Source organism: Lentzea sp. NPDC059081, from assembly GCF_042738015.1.
In the GTDB taxonomy this organism is placed as follows: Bacteria; Actinomycetota; Actinomycetes; order Mycobacteriales; family Pseudonocardiaceae; genus Lentzea.
This window is the reverse complement of record NZ_JBHYGW010000001.1, coordinates 858874-875614: the sequence shown is the minus strand read 5'-3', so window position 1 is coordinate 875614 and position 16741 is coordinate 858874. Positions and strand designations below refer to the sequence as shown.

The 16741-nt window shown below is 68.4% G+C and carries 7 protein-coding genes and 1 pseudogene (1 of these 8 cut by a window edge); 4 read left to right on the top strand and 4 right to left on the bottom strand.

What is annotated here, in order from left to right:
* The first annotated feature begins 1033 nt into the window (after positions 1 to 1033).
* Positions 1034 to 7084 (top strand): hypothetical protein, encoded by a 6051-nt coding sequence (locus ACFWV3_RS03610; RefSeq protein ID WP_382407805.1) that lies wholly within the window; start codon positions 1034 to 1036, stop codon positions 7082 to 7084.
* A gap of 297 nt (positions 7085 to 7381) precedes the next feature.
* Here the strand turns inward: ACFWV3_RS03610 and ACFWV3_RS03605 are convergent.
* From ACFWV3_RS03605 to ACFWV3_RS03595, 3 genes and pseudogenes are all read right to left on the bottom strand, one after another.
* Positions 7382 to 7732, bottom strand: a pseudogene (locus ACFWV3_RS03605) (putative glycoside hydrolase); the annotation flags it as partial.
* 21 nt (positions 7733 to 7753) lie between these two features.
* Positions 7754 to 9355, bottom strand: coding sequence for an Hsp70 family protein (locus ACFWV3_RS03600; protein WP_382407803.1), 1602 nt, complete (start codon positions 9353 to 9355; stop codon positions 7754 to 7756).
* A 337-nt stretch (positions 9356 to 9692) separates the two neighbouring features.
* Positions 9693 to 10361 carry a LuxR C-terminal-related transcriptional regulator gene (locus ACFWV3_RS03595; protein ID WP_382407801.1) on the bottom strand — a complete coding sequence of 223 codons (669 nt, stop codon included), beginning with the start codon at positions 10359 to 10361 and terminating at the stop codon, positions 9693 to 9695.
* Positions 10362 to 10661: 300 nt separating this feature from the next.
* Between ACFWV3_RS03595 and ACFWV3_RS03590 the strand changes: the two genes are divergently transcribed.
* Both ACFWV3_RS03590 and ACFWV3_RS03585 read left to right on the top strand, forming a co-directional pair.
* On the top strand, positions 10662 to 11075 hold the full coding sequence (locus ACFWV3_RS03590) for a YbaB/EbfC family nucleoid-associated protein (protein WP_382407799.1): 414 nt from the start codon (positions 10662 to 10664) through the stop codon (positions 11073 to 11075).
* Positions 11076 to 11080: 5 nt separating this feature from the next.
* Positions 11081 to 11530 (top strand): hypothetical protein, encoded by a 450-nt coding sequence (locus ACFWV3_RS03585; RefSeq protein ID WP_382407797.1) that lies wholly within the window; start codon positions 11081 to 11083, stop codon positions 11528 to 11530.
* Between the two features lie 210 nt (positions 11531 to 11740).
* Here the strand turns inward: ACFWV3_RS03585 and ACFWV3_RS03580 are convergent, their stop codons facing one another.
* Positions 11741 to 12142: a hypothetical protein gene (locus ACFWV3_RS03580; RefSeq protein ID WP_382407794.1), complete on the bottom strand. Its 402-nt coding sequence runs from the start codon at positions 12140 to 12142 to the stop codon at positions 11741 to 11743.
* A gap of 1288 nt (positions 12143 to 13430) precedes the next feature.
* Here ACFWV3_RS03580 and ACFWV3_RS03575 point away from each other — a divergent pair.
* Positions 13431 to 16741, top strand: part of the annotated coding region (locus ACFWV3_RS03575) for a protein-glutamine glutaminase family protein (protein WP_382407792.1) (this coding region is incomplete at its 3' end). 24421 nt of the annotated region lie beyond the right edge of the window; 3311 of its 27732 annotated nt are in view.

Genomic DNA, 16741 nt, shown 5'->3' with positions numbered 1-16741 from the left:
GGACGTTCAGGTGGTGGACGGTGGTGGGGAGCCGGGTGAGGTCGGTCTTGGGGCCGCGGTGCCGTCTTCGCCGGCTGTTCCTGTCGATCTGGGTGGGGATGGTCAGTACGGCTACGTGGAGGAGGAGACCGAGCGGTGGGCGGGGATCGACTTCTCGGTTTTGGACGGTGGGGGGCCGAGTTTCCTGTCTGATGCGCAGCCGGTGGACGTTCAGGTGGTGGACGGTGGTGGGGAGCCGGGTGAGGTCGGTCTTGGGGCCGCGGTGCCGTCTTCGCCGGCTGTTCCTGTCGATCTGGGTGCGGACGGTCAGCGCGGCTACCGGGATGAAGACACCGAGATGTTGGACGCGCTCGGCTTCTCGGCGGAGGAGGACGCTCTGGGTTTCGCGGCCGATGAGACGGGTCGTGCCGATCAGCTTTCGGGACTGGGCGAGATCGGGGTCGGCGACGAGGTGTCGGCTGGGCTGGTGGAGCTGGGCGGGGGCGACGGGATCGACTTCTGGGGCGAGGACGCCGAGATGCTGCAGAGGATCGACATCTCGGCTGCGCGGGACGAGCGAGGTGCCCTGCCCCTCGGGGTCTCGGAGCCGGGTGAGGTCGAGCCGGTGGGTGAGGTGCAGGGTGGGGGTTCCCCGTTACCCGGGAACGCCGACCTGGGCAACGACGACCTGGGCGAGGAAGTCGACCTCGCCGGAGGAGTTGTGGACGAGCGCCCAGAACCGGGGCGCGTCACGGCTTCGGCATCACAACGCGGCCCACGCGGCCCACGCGGCCCACGCGCTCCCCGGCGGCGGCTCGCGGTGGGCGAGGTCGTCAAGGCGATGGACAGGTTGATCCGGAGTCGGCCGAGCTATACGCGCAGGTGGCTCAGGCATGAGGTCCGCAAGCTGGGTGCCAGAGGTCTGGACGTCGAGTTGAACGGGCTGATCGACCGTGCGGAGCAGTTGCAGGTCCGCGGACCCAGCTCCGATGCCGAAGTCATCGCGTCGGCCGAGGAGTACCTCGGCAGGTTCCCGGACGGGACCGTCGACGACGTGGTCGCCTACGTCGTCCGCCGGGCTCGTTACGTGAGCAGGCAACGGTCCGCGGGCCTGGTCGAGCAGGTCGTGAACGCCCCTCGGCCGACAGAACCGCAGCAGGCTCTGCTCGACGATGTCGGCGCGCGGCACGTCAGGATCCTGCCCGGCGGGGATGCTCTTTTCGAGGCGGTGTTGCAGTCGGGGACTTTTCTTCGTCAGCGGTTTGCCACGGCGACGGATCTGCGCGCTGCCACAGCGAATGAGTTGCGGGTCAACTTCGAGGAGTACTCCGGGTACTACACGGGTGATGACTTCTGGGCTGAGGTCGAGTACATCGCGCAGCCCGGCAACCCTCCGCGTGACGGCGATGGTCTTGTTCCGCGTGCACTCGCAAAAGCTGCCGCGATCGATCTGGCCGTCCTGGGTGACTTCGGCGTCGGAGGGCAGGGCACCGCCGTTCACGCAACCGGCAGCGGACGTCCCGTGCTGGTGCTGCAGAGCGGGGTTCTCGGTGGGCACTACCTCGCTACCCGTGATCTCAGCAGTGAAGAACCGGGTGAACCCGCTGGAGCGGTCGCTGGCGAACGGGTCGTGTTGTCGAACTGGGAGGCCACCGATGACGTGATCGTCGAAGCGATCCGGAGGGAGATCGGGCAGCAGGCGAGGGTGGAAATGGGGGAGATCAGGTCCGGTCTTTACTGGAGTGGTTTCCGGCGGAGCAAGAAGGAGTTCGACGATTTGATCCTGCGGGTGGGGAACTCGCTGCCCGACAGCCAGATCGCGGTCGACGAGCAGGATCTCGTCGAAATCGTGGGTGGGTATCTCTTCGGCAACGCCGAGGAGTCGTCGGAGCAGGTCGGGGTAGATCTGCACCGCAGGGGCGTCTCCGTTGCGAACAGCGTGCTCGGCCACACGGTGAGCAAGGTGCGGATGAGCTTGGAACCGACGAGACGGCAGCGGGACATGCTCAAGGCGGCGGGTTTGCGGCATGTCGTGGTCGCTCCTGGTGGGGATGCTCTTTTCGAGGCGGTGTTGCGGTCGTTGCCTGGTTTGCGTGAGCGGTTTCCTGTCGCGGGGGATCTGCGTGCTGCCACGGTGGATGCGATGGTGGACGGTTTCGAGGAGTTCTCCGGGTTGTACACGGGTGCCGATTACTGGGCGGAGGTCGATCACATGCGGCTTCCCGGCAGTTTCGTGCGTGATTCGGACGGGATCGTCTACCGCGCGCTCGCGAAGGCGGCCGGGCTCACTCTGACGATCAGGAGCGGTACGGAGGAGGGGGTCGTTTTCGGGACCGGCGGCGAGCATTCCCTGATGCTGTTGCAACGTCCTTCGATGAGCGGTCACTACTACGGTACCCAGGAAATTCCGGGCAACGACGACGCTTCGGCACCACAACGCGGCCCACGCGCTCCCCGGCGGCGGCTCGCGGTGGGCGAGGTCGTCAAGGCGATGGACAGGTTGATCCGGAGTCGGCCGAGCTATACGCGCAGGTGGCTCAGGCATGAGGTCCGCAAGCTGGGTGCCAGAGGTCTGGACGTCGAGTTGAACGGGCTGATCGACCGTGCGGAGCAGTTGCAGGTCCGCGGACCCAGCTCCGATGCCGAAGTCATCGCGTCGGCCGAGGAGTACCTCGGCAGGTTCCCGGACGGGACCGTCGACGACGTGGTCGCCTACGTCGTCCGCCGGGCTCGTTACGTGAGCAGGCAACGGGCCGCGGGCCTGGTCGAGCAGGTCGTGACAGCCCGGCAGCCGACGGAGGCGCAGCGGGCTCTGCTCGAACGGATTGGCGCGCGGCACGTTCCGATCGCCGTGGGCGGGGATGCTCTTTTCGAGGCGGTGTTGCAGTCGGGGACTTTTCTTCGTCAGCGGTTTGCCACGGCGACGGATCTGCGCGCTGCCACAGCGAATGAGTTGCGGGTCAACTTCGAGGAGTACTCCGAGTTCTACACGGGTGATGACTTCTGGGCTGAGGTCGAGTACATCGCGCAGCCCGGCAACCCTCCGCGTGACGGCGATGGTCTTGTTCCGCGTGCACTCGCGAGAGCCGCCGCGATCGATCTGACGGTGATGGACGATTTCGGTGTCGGAGGGCAGGGCGCCGCCGTTGGTGAAACCGGTAGCGAGACTGCTGTGCTGCTGCTGCGGCGTGAGGTGTTCGGTGGTCACCATCTCGCCACCCGCGCTGTGGCCGTCGGCGAGGAACGAGGTGAACCCGTTGAAGCAGCTGCTGAAGAACCAGCCATGTTGTCGAACTGGGACGCCACCGATGACGTGATCGTCGAAGCGATCCGGAGGGAGATCGGGCAGCAGGCGAGGGTGGAGATGGGGGAGATCAGGTCCGCCCTCTACTGGAGCGGCTTCCGGCGGAGCAAGAAGGAGTTCGACGATTTGATCCTGCGGGTGGGGAACTCGCTGCCCGACAGCCAGATCGCGGTCGACGAGCAGGATCTCGTCGAAATCGTGGGTGGGTATCTCCTCGACAACGCCGAGGAGATGGGAGACCAGGTCCGGATCGACTTGCGCCGCAGGGGCGTCTCCATCGGGGACAGCACGCTCGGCCACGCGGTGAGCAAGGTGCGGATGAACCTGGAACCGACCATACGGCAGCGGGACGTGCTCAAGGCGGCGGGTTTGCAGCATGTCGCGGTCGCTCCTGGTGGGGATGCTCTTTTCGAGGCGGTGTTGCGGTCGTTGCCTGTTCTGCGTGAGCGGTTCCCCACCGCGGGGGATCTTCGCGCTGCCACGGTGGATGCGATGGTGGACGGCTTCGAGGAGTTCTCGAGGTTCTACACGGGTGCCGACTACTGGGCCGAGGTCGATCACCTGCGGCTTCCCGGGAACTTCGTTCGTGACTCGGACGGGATCGCTTACCGCGCGCTCGCGAAGGCGGCCGGCATCACCCTGTCGATCAAGAGCGGTGTGGAGGGGGAAGTCGTCCACGGGAACGGCGGCGAGCATCCCGTGATGTTGTTGCAGCGTCCCGGGATGGACGGCCACTACCACGGTAGCCATGAAATCTCCGTCGTCGACGAACCGGACGAGGACGGTGCGGGGCAGCTGGCCCTCGAACTGGCGATCAAGGAAGCGGTTCACGAGCACCTCGACCAACACCCGGGGGACCGGCACAGCCTGCTCAGGATCGCCAACACGCTCCGCCCGAGGTTCGAACTCAATGACGCGAGGTTCCGGACCTTGATCGTCGAGGCCAGGGAGGCCCACGTCATCAGGCGTGGCGCGCCGATGGCCAACGTCGAAGTCGAGATGCACGCCGGCCGCTACTTCGCGGACAGGCCCGGTATCCGCGTCGAGAACGTCGCCAACGGGCTGAACAGGATGGGCGCCGGTCGTCGACGCCGGGCACTCCTGCGGCTGATCCGGCGAGTGAAGACCGGCTGGGTCGAGAAGCAGAAGCCGACGGCGCGACAGCAGGAGGCGCTTCGAGCGGCCGGGATGCACGCGATCGAGATCCCTCCAGGTGCGGACAACCTCTACGAGGCGGTGTTGCAGTCGTTGCCCGCTCTTCGCGAGCGGTTTGCCGCGGTGTACAACCTGCGCGCCGCCGCGGCGGACGAGTTGCGGGACAACTTCGAGGAGTACTCCAGGTTCTACACGGGTGCCGACTACTGGGCGGAGGTCGATCACATTCGGCAGCCCGGAACCTACACGCGCGATTCGGACGGTCTTGTTCACCGCGCGCTCGCCAAGGTTGCCGGAGTCGATCTGACGATCGTCGGCGATGACACCGCAGGAGAGGGAGAAGTCACCTACGAGACCGGAAGCCGGCGTTTCCTGGTGTTGCTGCGCCGGGAGTTCTCGGGTGGTCATTATCTCGCCACCGGAGAAGGTCCCGGCGCCGAAGCGCTGAGCGCGCCGAGTCCGGGTGACGGTGACCAAGCCCGTCACGAGGCGGAAGCCCGTGAGGAAAGGGTCAGGGAAGCAGTTCGCGAACACCTCGACGAGCGTCCTGAGGACTTCGGTCGCTTCACCAGGATCGAGACCGCGCTCCTCGCCCGAGGTCTCGGTGTCAACAGGAGAAGGATCAGGATTCTGATCCACGAGGTCAGGGACGCCGAGTACGAGCCGGTTCTGTCCAATGACGAGATCATGGCGCTGATCGGCCAGGAGATCGCCAATCATCCGAGCGTCACCACCAGCGCCGGTCTCGGCCGTGCGCTCCGCCGCCGGGGGGTCAGGTTCCCGGAAGCCAATTTCGCGAACCTCGTCGAGGTGGTGTTGCTCACCTGGGACGAAGGGCAGCGGTCCACGCAGCAGCAGCGGGCAGTGCTCGACGAGATGGGGAAGTTCGCGATCGAGATGAGCCCGGGCGGGGACAACATCTTCGAGGCGACGCTGCGGTCGCATCCCGTTCTTCGTCAACGGTTCCCCACGGCCAGGCATCTGCGTGCCGCCGCGGCGGACGCGATGCAGGACCACGCCGACGAGTTCTCCCGGTTCTACACGGGTGACGACTACGCGGCCGAGGTCGCGCACCTTCGTCAGCCCAAGAGCTTCCCGCGCGACGACGACGGTCTGGTGCCCATGGCGATCGCGAAGGCCGCCGGGATCAAGCTGACGATCGTTGGCGAGGCCGGCCTGAACGGGCCGACTGTCGACTTCGGACTGGACGACGCGACACCCGTCGTGCTGCTGCGTCGCGGGCTTGCCGGTGACCACTACCTCGGCACCCGGGACGTGCACCCGGTACCGGCCTACGCCGCGGCCGTACATGGACTCACCCACCTGGAGCTGACGCAGGAGGAGGTGGAGTCCTGGGTCCGTGAGGCCGGAGCGATGTCGTCGAGCGCTTTGGTGCACAACGACCTCCTGGGCGCCACGCCCGCCCTGCTGGCACGAGTCGACAGGGTGCTGCCGACGATCCTGGATCCCGTCCTTCGCCAGCAGGTCCGCGCACTGGTGAACGACGCCGTGCTCATCACCGCCGTTGCGCCTGCGCGCACCGGCGGCGTCGGCGAGGCGGCGCGAGTGGTCCGGCCGATCAGCCCGCGCCGGCTCGTCCAGGTGCTGCGCGACCTCGCCGAGCACATCGAACGAGGACTGGACCCCTTCCGCACAGCCGGTTCCCTCGTGCGTTACGCCCTCTATCCGGTCGGTCGCCCGCTGGCGACCCGGCTGGCGATGCTCACGACGTTGAACCTGAACGATGCCATCAGGCAGAACGTGCTCAGCGATGGGTTGTTCTACGCGGTTGTCGCGAATCCCGCGGCCGCGGTCGAGGCGCTCTTCGCCGGGGCCGGTCACGAACCGCGACGGTTCCAGGCGGCCGGTACCTCGGCCGCGGTCGACGCGGCGCTGCGCGACCGCGTTCCGATGATCGTGCCGATGCTCCACCTCGGGCTGGCGGTCGCGTCGGCTGTCGTGGAACAACTGGGCGGCACCTCCGCCGCGTTCCGCGCTCACGTGGACCCGCTGCTGGGACGCACGCAGACGCAGCAGGTGCTCGACCGGGCCGGCATGGCGGCGCAGGAGTTCGTGCGCGTCCGCGAGCGTGTAGGGCAACTCAGCACGGCTGACGAGCAGGACCCGGCGGCCTGGAAGGCACTGGTCCTTCGATGGTCGGACGCGATGCAGGCCCTGGCGTCGCTCGACCTCACCGGCGACCGGCTACCGGTGCTTCTGCGGGAGGCCGACCCGGAGCGACCGCAACGCGGCACGCCCTCGGGCGACCGGCCGCAGACCACCTACCTGACCGCGCTCGAAAGGGCGCTGGCACCGGAAGCGGAACTGGCAGGCAGGCGATTCGCCGCCGGGATTCTCGTGAGCCCGCAGGACCCGCCGGTAGGGCTGGGCGACTCGCTGGTGACGCCTGAAGCCCAGAGCGCCTTCTGGTCGTGGCTCGCTGCCCAGTCGGGACATCTCCTGGGCAGCCCGGACGGCGGCGTGTTCGTCCGCGCCATGAGGGTGGGCGGCGTCAACCTGGTCGTAGTGGGCGATCCCGGCCGGCCGGTCCAGTACACGGTCTCGATGGCCGAGTTCGTCGACTGGGTGCGGAGCAGGGGGGTGACCGTACCCAGGTCGTTGCTGGCCACGCACACGGGGAACTGAGTCCGGCAGACACATCGGCTTACGTGTCAATCCATTCGGAAAGTGCAACTCTCGCAAGAGCGCCGCGTTCCCGCAGTCTTGCGGCTGTTGTCGCGTGCTGGCTTCGGCGGGTTTTGGGGGCCCGAAAAGTGATCCTGGAAGTGGGTCAGGAACGCGCGACAGGCTTCCGGCGACTGTTCTCCCGTTACCTGAGGATCTGCCCGAAAGACGTGTGGGACCGCGCGGGTCCGCCTTGGTGTGGGCTGACGCCGCGCTGGACCCCGAGAGGCGCTCCTCCGAGCCGCACGTGCCGTCCGGTCACGCCACGTCCCTGCACGGGGTGGCCTCCGCCGCGCCCGAACGCTCCCAGAGCACGTTCGCGAACGTCGCCTCGAAGGCTCCGGCGGCGTGGATCAGGAACGGCACGTCGACGCCGGCCGGGTCCAGCCCCGCGGACGTGAAGCAGAACATCGGGATCCGCACGGCGGACTCCTTCCCGGCGGGGAGCTTTCCCAGCAGGGGACCGACGTTGACCTGGCCGGCGCACGGGTACCGGCAGTGCATCGCGAGCATCACCCTGTCGGCAGGCGGTTTGGCCACCGTGACGTCGAACGCGATGACGCCCGCCTGCACGAACTCGCGTGCGTCGCTCGTGCCGTCCTGCTGGAGGTAGTACTGGCCGACACCGTTTCAGACGACGTGTCGTCCAGCGGGACCGGTGTCCACCTTGACTGCGGGATGACCCGCGGTGCCGGCCGCGGAGAGCGAGGTCCCCGTCCAGCCGGCGTCCGACCCGATCTTGCTGTGGAACGGTGCGACGTCGGCATTGCCGTGCAGGAAGTCCGCGGTATGGATTTCCGCGGATGTCCTGCTCACCAGCGTGTTCCCCGCCGGCTGGCTTTCGGCCGCGCCTCCGTTCAGCGCCATCACCGCGATGATCACGCTGACGATCAGCAGCACGCCGGCCGCCACCGCCGCCGCCAGCACCATGTTCTTCCTCTTGCGCGCGTACCGGACCGACGGGGCGTACGCCGGGCTGGGGATGGTGCGTTTGGCCGGACCACGGCCGCGTTCGGGCATGGCTGGCGAGGGGAACGACGGTGGCGCCGGCACGCTGGCGACCGCCGTCCGGGCCTGGGACGACGTGACGGGACGCGTGGCCGCCATCGACACGAGCGGCGGCGGTGGGGGAGCGGGAGCGGCCACCGGCTTGGGAGTGGCGGGGCGGCCCGCTTCGAGGCGGGCGATCGCGGCCGCTCCCATCGCCACGGTGAGCTTGGGATGCAGGCCGACCCGCACCGGCTTGCCGAACGTGTCGGAGACGGTCTGCTCGACGAACGGGATGCGGGAGGAGCCGCCCGCCAGCAGAACGCCCGCGAGGTCGTCCGGGACCAGTCCCGCCGATCCGATGGTGCGCCGCAGCGAGTCGGTGGTCAGCTCGAGGTGGGACTTGATGAGGTTGTTGAACGTCGTGCGGCTGATCTCCACCTCGTGCTTGGTCTGGTCGGGCAGCACGAGGTGAACGACGGTCTTCGCGGCGGCGGAGAGGTCCTCTTTGGCCTGTCGGCAAGCTTCGCGCGCCAAGAGGCGCAGTCGCGCGTGCTCAGGCACCGTCGGGTCCATCGCGCTGAGCGCGCCGCCGAGCTGCTCGTCGACGTAGGTGAACAGTGCGTCGTCGAAGTCCATGCCACCCAGGCGTTCCACGCCTTCGGGCGTGCCGAGGATCTCCATGCCGTTGGGGCGCGCGCGCAGGACTGTGGCGTCGAACGTGCCACCGCCGAGGTCGTAGACGCCCACGATCTCGCCGTCGCCGAGCCTGCGTTCGACCGAGTAGTGCATCGCGGCGGCTTCGGGTTCGGTCACCACCCGCACGTTCCGCAGGCCTGCGAGTCGCGGTACCTCGACGAAGTGCTCGCGGCGGTACGGTCCCCAGACGGCGGGGCAGGTCAGCACGACGACACCGGGCGGGCGGCCCTGTGCTTCCGACACCGTCTCGACGACGTCTCTCAGCTGGGCGGCCATCAACGTGGACGGGGAGCGCACGGATCCCGCGATCTCCAACGGGGTCGGATCGGCGAGCCTGCGCTTGTGGGCCCGGGACGACCGCAGGGGCTGGATGTACGCCGCTCGTTCGGCGGCGTCACCGGTGATCAGCTTGCCGTCCTCGGCGACGAACACGACGGACGACACGGTCGCCTCGCGGCCGAGCCGGACGACTCTGGTGCCGGAACCGTCCGACACCGCGGCCGCGGTGTAGGTGGTGCCCAGATCGATCCCAAGGCCGTAAGTCATATCGCATCTCCGAGTTGCCGCCGGTACCGCGAAGCACTTGATTTAAGCGTTGTTCGGCTGAGGCGAACGGCGCCCGAGTTTGAAGAGGCAAGGAAGCGTGCGTGTTGGGACCTTGCCCCGCAGGTGGTCCGTCGACGTAACCTGCAGTGCGAACGAAAGCGACGACGTGGCCGGTTCAGTGTCCACTTCGGACATCGGCGTCACGGGCCCGCTCCGACAAGGGTTCGGCGCGACTGGATCCACGGGTGCACCGTGGTGGTGCACCGGGTGGCGCCGATGCACCACCCGGCCTCGGCGGCCTGCCGGGGAAGAGAGGGCCGGCGGCCGCCGGTGCCGCTCAGATCAGGCCGTGCCGCAGTGCGTAGGCGACCGCGTGCGCGCGGTTGCGCAGGTTGAGCCGGTTCAGGAGGCTGTGCAGCACGTTCTTCACGGTGCGCTCCGAGTAGATCAGCCGTTCGGCGATCTCCGCGGTGTCGAGGCCGTCGGCCAGCAGGCGGATGACCTCGGTCTCGCGCAGGGACAACCCGCTCAGCGTGAGTTCGCGGGGCCGAAGCGTGGTCTCCTGCAGCTGCTTGAGACCGCGCAACACGGTGCCGAGCTGTTCGGGCGGAAGGTCTCCGCGGCCTTCGCGCGCGTCGGAGATGGCCTGGAGCAGCCGCGAGCGCGTCGCCGCTTCCTCCCGTGGCACCAGCACGACGAGACCGTGTTCGATAGCGGTCCACAGTTCGGCCTGGCGCAGTTCGTCCGCGATCAGCACCAGCCGCGAGGTCACGGGGGCGCTGAGCAACTCGGGCAAACTGGAGTCGTCGGCCACGGCGATCGTGACCTCGGGTTGCTCTTCGATGGACACCACCTCGATGCCCGGCGTGGCGCGGAGCATCGCGTGCAGTCCGGACGCCACGAGGGAGTCCGAGGTGTTGATGGCGACCCGGATGCTCGTCCGGCGTGCCTGCCCATTGAAAAGGGCCCTTCGCTGGCTGTCCTGCCGGGCCACATTCGCTGTCATGAACACAAGGGAACAGCCTTGTGCCCTGGGTCACCAGACTGCCGGGGCGGCAGCTTTACGAATCGTCAAACCTGCCGGTCCAGCCGCATCGCCTGCCGCCTTGCCGAATGTCCGGTTCGCGTAGATCACGGGCGTCTACCGGCCACGACGCGGTGGCGGTGCGCTCCGTGGCCACAGACTTGCAGCCGGTACTCGGCAGATGCCCCGACTTGGTGCGTTCGGGCAACGTTGCGTACACGGACACCTCACCCGTGCCCAGTCTTGTTGATCGGTGAAACCGGTGTCGTTCTACTGGGACGCATGTCGACGCCCCATTCGGAGCAACTCGAACAGTTGATGAGCCAGTACCAGCGGCAGATGGCCGAGGTGAAGGAGACGCAGCGCAAGCTGCGGGAGATCTCCTGCACGGCGACCGCGCCCAGGCGGGCCCTCACCGTGACGGTGACGCACGGCGGTGCGGTCTCGGACATCAAGTTCCCGTCCGGGGCCTACAAGCGCATGGCGCCGGCCGAGCTGGCGAGCGTCCTGCTCAAGACGATCACCGAGGCCCAGCAGCTCGCCCGTCAGGCGGCCGCGGAGGTCGTCGCGCCGACCCTGCCGCCGGGCATGGACGCCCAGAAGCTCTTCTCCGGCGAAGTCGACATCCACAGCTTGCTCAAGCCTGAACCGGAACTGCAGGACGTCACGCGCGACGTGATGGACATCAGGGAGTAGCGACCATGGTCACGACCTCGTCCAACATCACCCCCGGATCCGACTCGGGAGCCGGCTCCGGCCACGAGACGCAGGGCCAGTCGGTACCCGGCAGCGGGCACCTCGACTACGGCGCGCTCAGCGGGCAGGTCGACATCGACACCGGCTTGATCCGCCGCGCCGCCTACTCGTTCTCCTCGGTGGCCGACATGTTCGAGAACTTCGCTTCGGGGCTCGAGTCGTTGCGGGTGGCCCGACCGCTGGTCGGCGGCAATCACGGCGAGAGCGATGAGAGCTGGAACGCGATGCAGGGCGACTACGTCAACGCCAGCGACACCATCAGCTGGGGGGTGCGCAGCATCGGTCAACGCCTCCGCGGAGCGACCGACGAACTCTTCGGACTCGCGGACTACGCCGACGGGACCGAGGTGAAGGCGACCGCCTACGCGAAGGAAGCGTTCGAGCCCGACCAATAGTCCGCGCGGAAACCAGCGTCACCGGATGAACCCGCAGGGACATGTCCCGCGGGTTCACGGCTTTCACCAGGACTGCCGCGCGGTCTGACTCGGAGCATTCGACCCGACACCAACTTGGGGACCGTCCATGAGCAGCACCGTCACCTACCCGGTCGGCGACTCGTCGCCACCGGTGTGGTGCGGTGCGGTTCGGGGTTGAGTCGTGGAGATTCATTTTGATCCGGATTTGGATTGGTTGTGGGTGTTGCTTGCGGGGCAGTTGGCGCCGCGGGTGGATGTGGCGGCGGCGCGGGAGTTGGCGCGGCAGTGGCGGGACAGTGGTGTGTCGTTGGAGCAGATGGCGGCGACGATGGATGTGTTGGCGGGGCAGGTGGAGGATGCGTTGGGGGGTCGTTTGGGTTTGGTGTTCCGGTTGCATGTGAGGGAGTTGGGGGCGGTTGTTCCGGGGTTGGCGGGGTTGGCGGGGCAGCAGTCGGATGCGTTGTTGAGTTTGGCGTTGAATGTCGAGCAGTCGGTGTATTCGATGTTGATCGAGATCGTGTATTTCGCGAATTCGGTTGTGTGGGCGTTGTCGAATCCTTTTACGGCGCCGTTGGTGCCGGCGTTCATCACGGCGGCGCGGGTGGCGGTGGCGCAGGTGGTGGATCGGTTGAACTGGGCTGTGCGGTTGTTGGTGGCGGCGGTGCGGGAGGGGGTGGATGAGGTTGTGCAGGGGGCGTTGGCGCAGTTGGCGCAGATTGCGGAGGGGACGCGGGTTTATTGGGACAAGGTGAGTTCGTTGATCGAGTTCACGGCGGGTGCGGCGGCGGGTGGGTTGATTGCGGGTGCGGCGTTGGGGATGTCGAGGGTGGCGCCGGGGTTTGCGAAGTCGGTGGTGTTCGGGGCGTTGAACGAGGCTGCGGCGGAGACGGTGGTGGGTGCGGGGGCTGCGGGGATTCTGGGTGGGAGTTTTGATGATTTGTGGGCGGGTGCGGTGAATGGTGCGTTCAGCAGTGCTGCTGAGCGGGGTGCGCATGATGCGGGTCCGAAGATCGCGGCGGTGGCGGCTGGTATCGCGGCGTTGGCGGCCGGGAAGGGCCTCGGTATCGGCGGCCCGGATGGCCCAGAGCTTCCGGGTGGTCAGGGCGGTGGATCGGGGGAGAAGGGTGGGCCTGGTTTCCCTGGGGGCGGTGGGCCTGGTTTCCCAGGGGGAGGTGGTGGGCCTGGTGGGGGCGCTGCACCGGTCAGGGGTCCGGGTGTCGGGCCTGGTCCGGGCAATGGTGGTTCGGGTGGGGGAAGGGGTGCAGGCGGCGACCCCGGGGTGTCGGGTATCCGTTCGCTCGAAGGCGCGCCTGGGGCGAACAGGCCTGACGTCGTCGGTACCACGGACGCCTCGAGAGCGGGCTATCCCAAGCCCGACACCGTTGTCACGCCGCCGTTGCTGCCCGGTTCCACCCTGCCCCAGGCGCCGCTCGCCTCTGCCGGGCCGGCGGACACCAGCGGGGTCGTGGGTTCCGAGTCGAGTGGGGGAGCCGCTTCGTCGGCTGCGGACTCTTCGCAGGTCGGCCCGTCTGACGGTGGGTCGCAGGATGTCCGCGGGACGTCCGTGCCGGGTGCTGCCCCGGTCGCGGGGGCCCAGCCCGGCGGCGAGCCGGGGCAGGTGGTGGCGGGACCGGGCCAGTCCGTTGCGGCGCAACAGGGTCAGGCACAACCGCAGTCTGGCCAGGCACCGCTCGCCTCTGCCGGGCCGACGGCCGCCAACGGGGTCGTGGGTTCCGAGTCGAGTGGGGGAGCCGCTTCGTCGGCTGCGGACTCTTCGCAGGCCGGTCCGTCCGATGGTGGGTCGCAGGATCTCGGCGGGACGTCCGTGCCGGGTGCTGCCCCGGTCGCGGGGGCCCAGCCCGGCGGCCAGCAGGGGCACGTGGCGGTGGGACCGGGCCAGTCCGTTGCGGCGCAACAGGGACAGGTGCAACCGCAGCCCGGCCAGGTGCCGGGCAGCCCTGCCAGGGACGGCCAGGCGATCGGGGACGACGCGGGCTTCTCCCCGTACTTCCGGCTGGACTCGCCCGTGCCGGGGTGGTCCGGCTTCGAGCTGATGGACGTGGACTCGCCGGACCTGGCGGGCGACTCGGCCTCCTTCCAGCAGGCGGGCCAGAGCGACCTGTCGCAGGACGTCGCGCCGGGCACGGCACCTGGTACCGCGCCTGGCACCTCGCCGGGCACCGCGCCTGACGCCGGACGTGATCGACGAGCGGGCCCCGAACCGGCTGCGGGGCCGGACGGCTCGTGGTTCGGTGCACAGGTTCCCGGCAGCGGGTCCGACTTCTCCGTTTCCGACCTCGATCCGGCCGGCTTCGCCCTGGCGGCCGTCATCGGCGCGCCTGACTTGGACTTCGGGCAGCTCGACCCCACCGCCGGTTTCACTGCTGGAGCGCCTCCCGAAGCGCTTGGGCAGAGCAACGCGGTGGGTGCGATCGTGGCGACCTTGGCGATGTCCAATGTGGACGCCGACCTGTTGCTGGGTCAACTGCACCAGGCGATGAGCATGCCGGGTGCGCAGTCGCTGGCGGATCAGGTGGCCGGGGCGCTGGTGGCCGCGGTGGACGAGCGCCGGTTGGCGCGGCCGCATTTCGAGCGTGCTCTCGCCGTGCTGGGACGGACCGGCACGTTCATGGCCGATCCCGTTCTCGACGCCGTGGTGGACCTGGATGCCCACGACACGGGCGAGGTTGAAGAGTTCGACGACGACGTGTCCGAAGTCGACGTGTTCGAGATGGCCGACTTCGGGACAGCCGGAGTGGAGCAGACCGGATTCGAAGCGCCCGGCTTCGACCTGCCGGACCTCGATCTCGCCGACTTCGACACGGCGAACCCCGACCTGGCCGGCTTCGGGTGGGCCGACGTCGACATGGCTGATGTCGACATGGCCGACATCAGCCTGTCCGATTTCGACCCGGCCGACGTCGACATGGCGGACATCGGCATGGCCGACGTGGAGATGACGGGCTTCGGCCTGGATGACTTCGGCCTGACCAGCGACCTGGTGGACTTCGAAGCGGCAGACCTCGACCTCGCCGACTTCGGCCTCGCCGACGTCGACGTGCCCGATCTCGGCCTGGCCGAGATCGACCGGGCTGCTGCCGAAGTCGCCACCGAAGCCGCGGTTCCCGGCACCACCGACTGGACCTTCGGTGGTCCTGGGTCGAGCGACGTGATGGGTGCGATCGGCGCGACGCTGGCAGCGTCCGAGGTGGACGCCGACGTGTTGTTCGGGCAGTTGCACCGGGCGATGGGCATGCCGGAGTCCGAGTCCCTGGCGGAGGAGGTGGCCGCGGCGCTGGTGGCTGCGGTGGACGCGGGCAGGTTGGCGCCGCAGCACTTCGAGCGTGCACTTCAGGTGGTGGGACGGGTCAGCACGTTCATGGCGGATCCCGCCGCGGAGCGTGATGCGGGGCAGACCATGGTCCGCGACGGCAGGCCGGCCGACCTGCCGTCGGTGCGTGCTCTGGCGCAGGCGGTCAGGGACCGGGTGGCGGCAGGCGACTTCGATGGTGCGGTGGCGCTGGCCGGGGGAATGAACCGGGAGCCGCGGACGGTGGCCGCGGTGACGACCGCCTACTCGGAGATGTCCGGCGGCAGCATGATCGCCGATCTGACCGGTCTGCGTCCGCGGGAAGCGCCCTACGTCACGCATCTGCTGGGTGACTCGATCCAGCAGCCGGTGACGTACGACCAGGCGCAGATGCTGTTCCGGCGGATGTCACAGCTGTACTTCGCCGACCCCGACGGCTTCGAGCTGCCGGTGCCGTTCGAACACCCCGATGACGGCTGCTACATCCGCGCCCACCTGATGGCGATGGCGTTGCAGCAGCTCGGTGTGCGGCCGCAGAAGATCCTCGTGGCGCGGACAAATCCTGGCATCGAGCTGTACAGCGCGAATGCGAAGGGTGCGGCTGAGGTCGGCAAGATGCCGGTGCGGTGGGACTACCACATCACTGTCGTCATTCCGGTCGAAGGCGCACACGGCCCCTGGTGGGCGGTGCTGGATCCCTCCGTCGCTCCCGATCGTCTGCTGAGCGTCAGGGAGTGGCTCGGTGAGCTCAACCTCGACATGAGCAAGGCGGTGCGACTGGAGGGCACGGCGCCGCACATCCGGCGGGAGATCGACAGACGGCGAGCCGCCGATCCCGCCGGCTGGGATGCCAAGGGCATGCCGAACGCGTTCCCGGTCGTGGCCATCACGGACCCCTGGGTCTACGCCAAGCCGACCCTCTACACCGATACGGTCGACACCTTCAGCCAGTCGGATCAGCACTACCGCCAGGGGGATGTCGGCAAACTCCAGACCCAGAACGCGATCGTCGGCGAGCGGCGAGCGGACCGGGGCCTCGCGGACATTCTCGCGCGGTCGATGGCCCAGTTGCTGCAGCTCGGTTCGGTCGATGGCGACGAGGTGGTGGCCGAAGCCGTCGCTCTGGTGAACGAACTGCCGTTCAGCACCCCCGGGGTGTTGGAGCGCAATCCCGTGACCGCCACGATGCTGCGGGAGGTGGTGCCCGACCACTACGGGCGTATTGAGAGCGAGCTGAACAGGTTCGCCGTCGACATCGGCGACAGCCTGGCGACCCTCGACACCATCGACCCCGCTGTGCTCTCCCTCGGCACGGATCCGCAGATCCTCGGTACCGATCCGCAGATCGACTGGGACGCGCTGCTGGGCGAGCTCGGCTTGCCGCTCGCCGAGGGGCCCGGCGGCACCGCCGGACCCGATGCCGGTGACAGTTCGAGCGGGGTCGTGTCGAACGACATCTCCACGCTTTCGTGGGACGGTGACACGCGTGTCGGTACGCCGGCAACGTCGGTGGGCGGGCTCGCCTCCGACAACAGCGAGGTTCCCGCGACCTTCCCGACGCCGCACGGATACGAGCGGGCGAACCTGGCTCGCGCCGAGGTGCATCAGCGCGGCCGGATCCGCGCAGTGCCGGGCCGGGACGAGGTGGTGCGGTCGGCGTTCGAGGTGCGGCGGGCGGAGGAGTACGTCGACGGCCGGCTGCGGCCGGTCACCGAGGTCACCACGTACGTCGATCTCGATCCGAACGGCGACATGGCCGCGGCCGCGGGGCCGATGCTGACGAGGGCTCAGCTGGGCGTCGACCACTACTTCAACGCACCGAACCTGCAGACGCCCGACGGGGACCTGTTGCGCTTCCGGATCATGCCGAAGACGGCCGG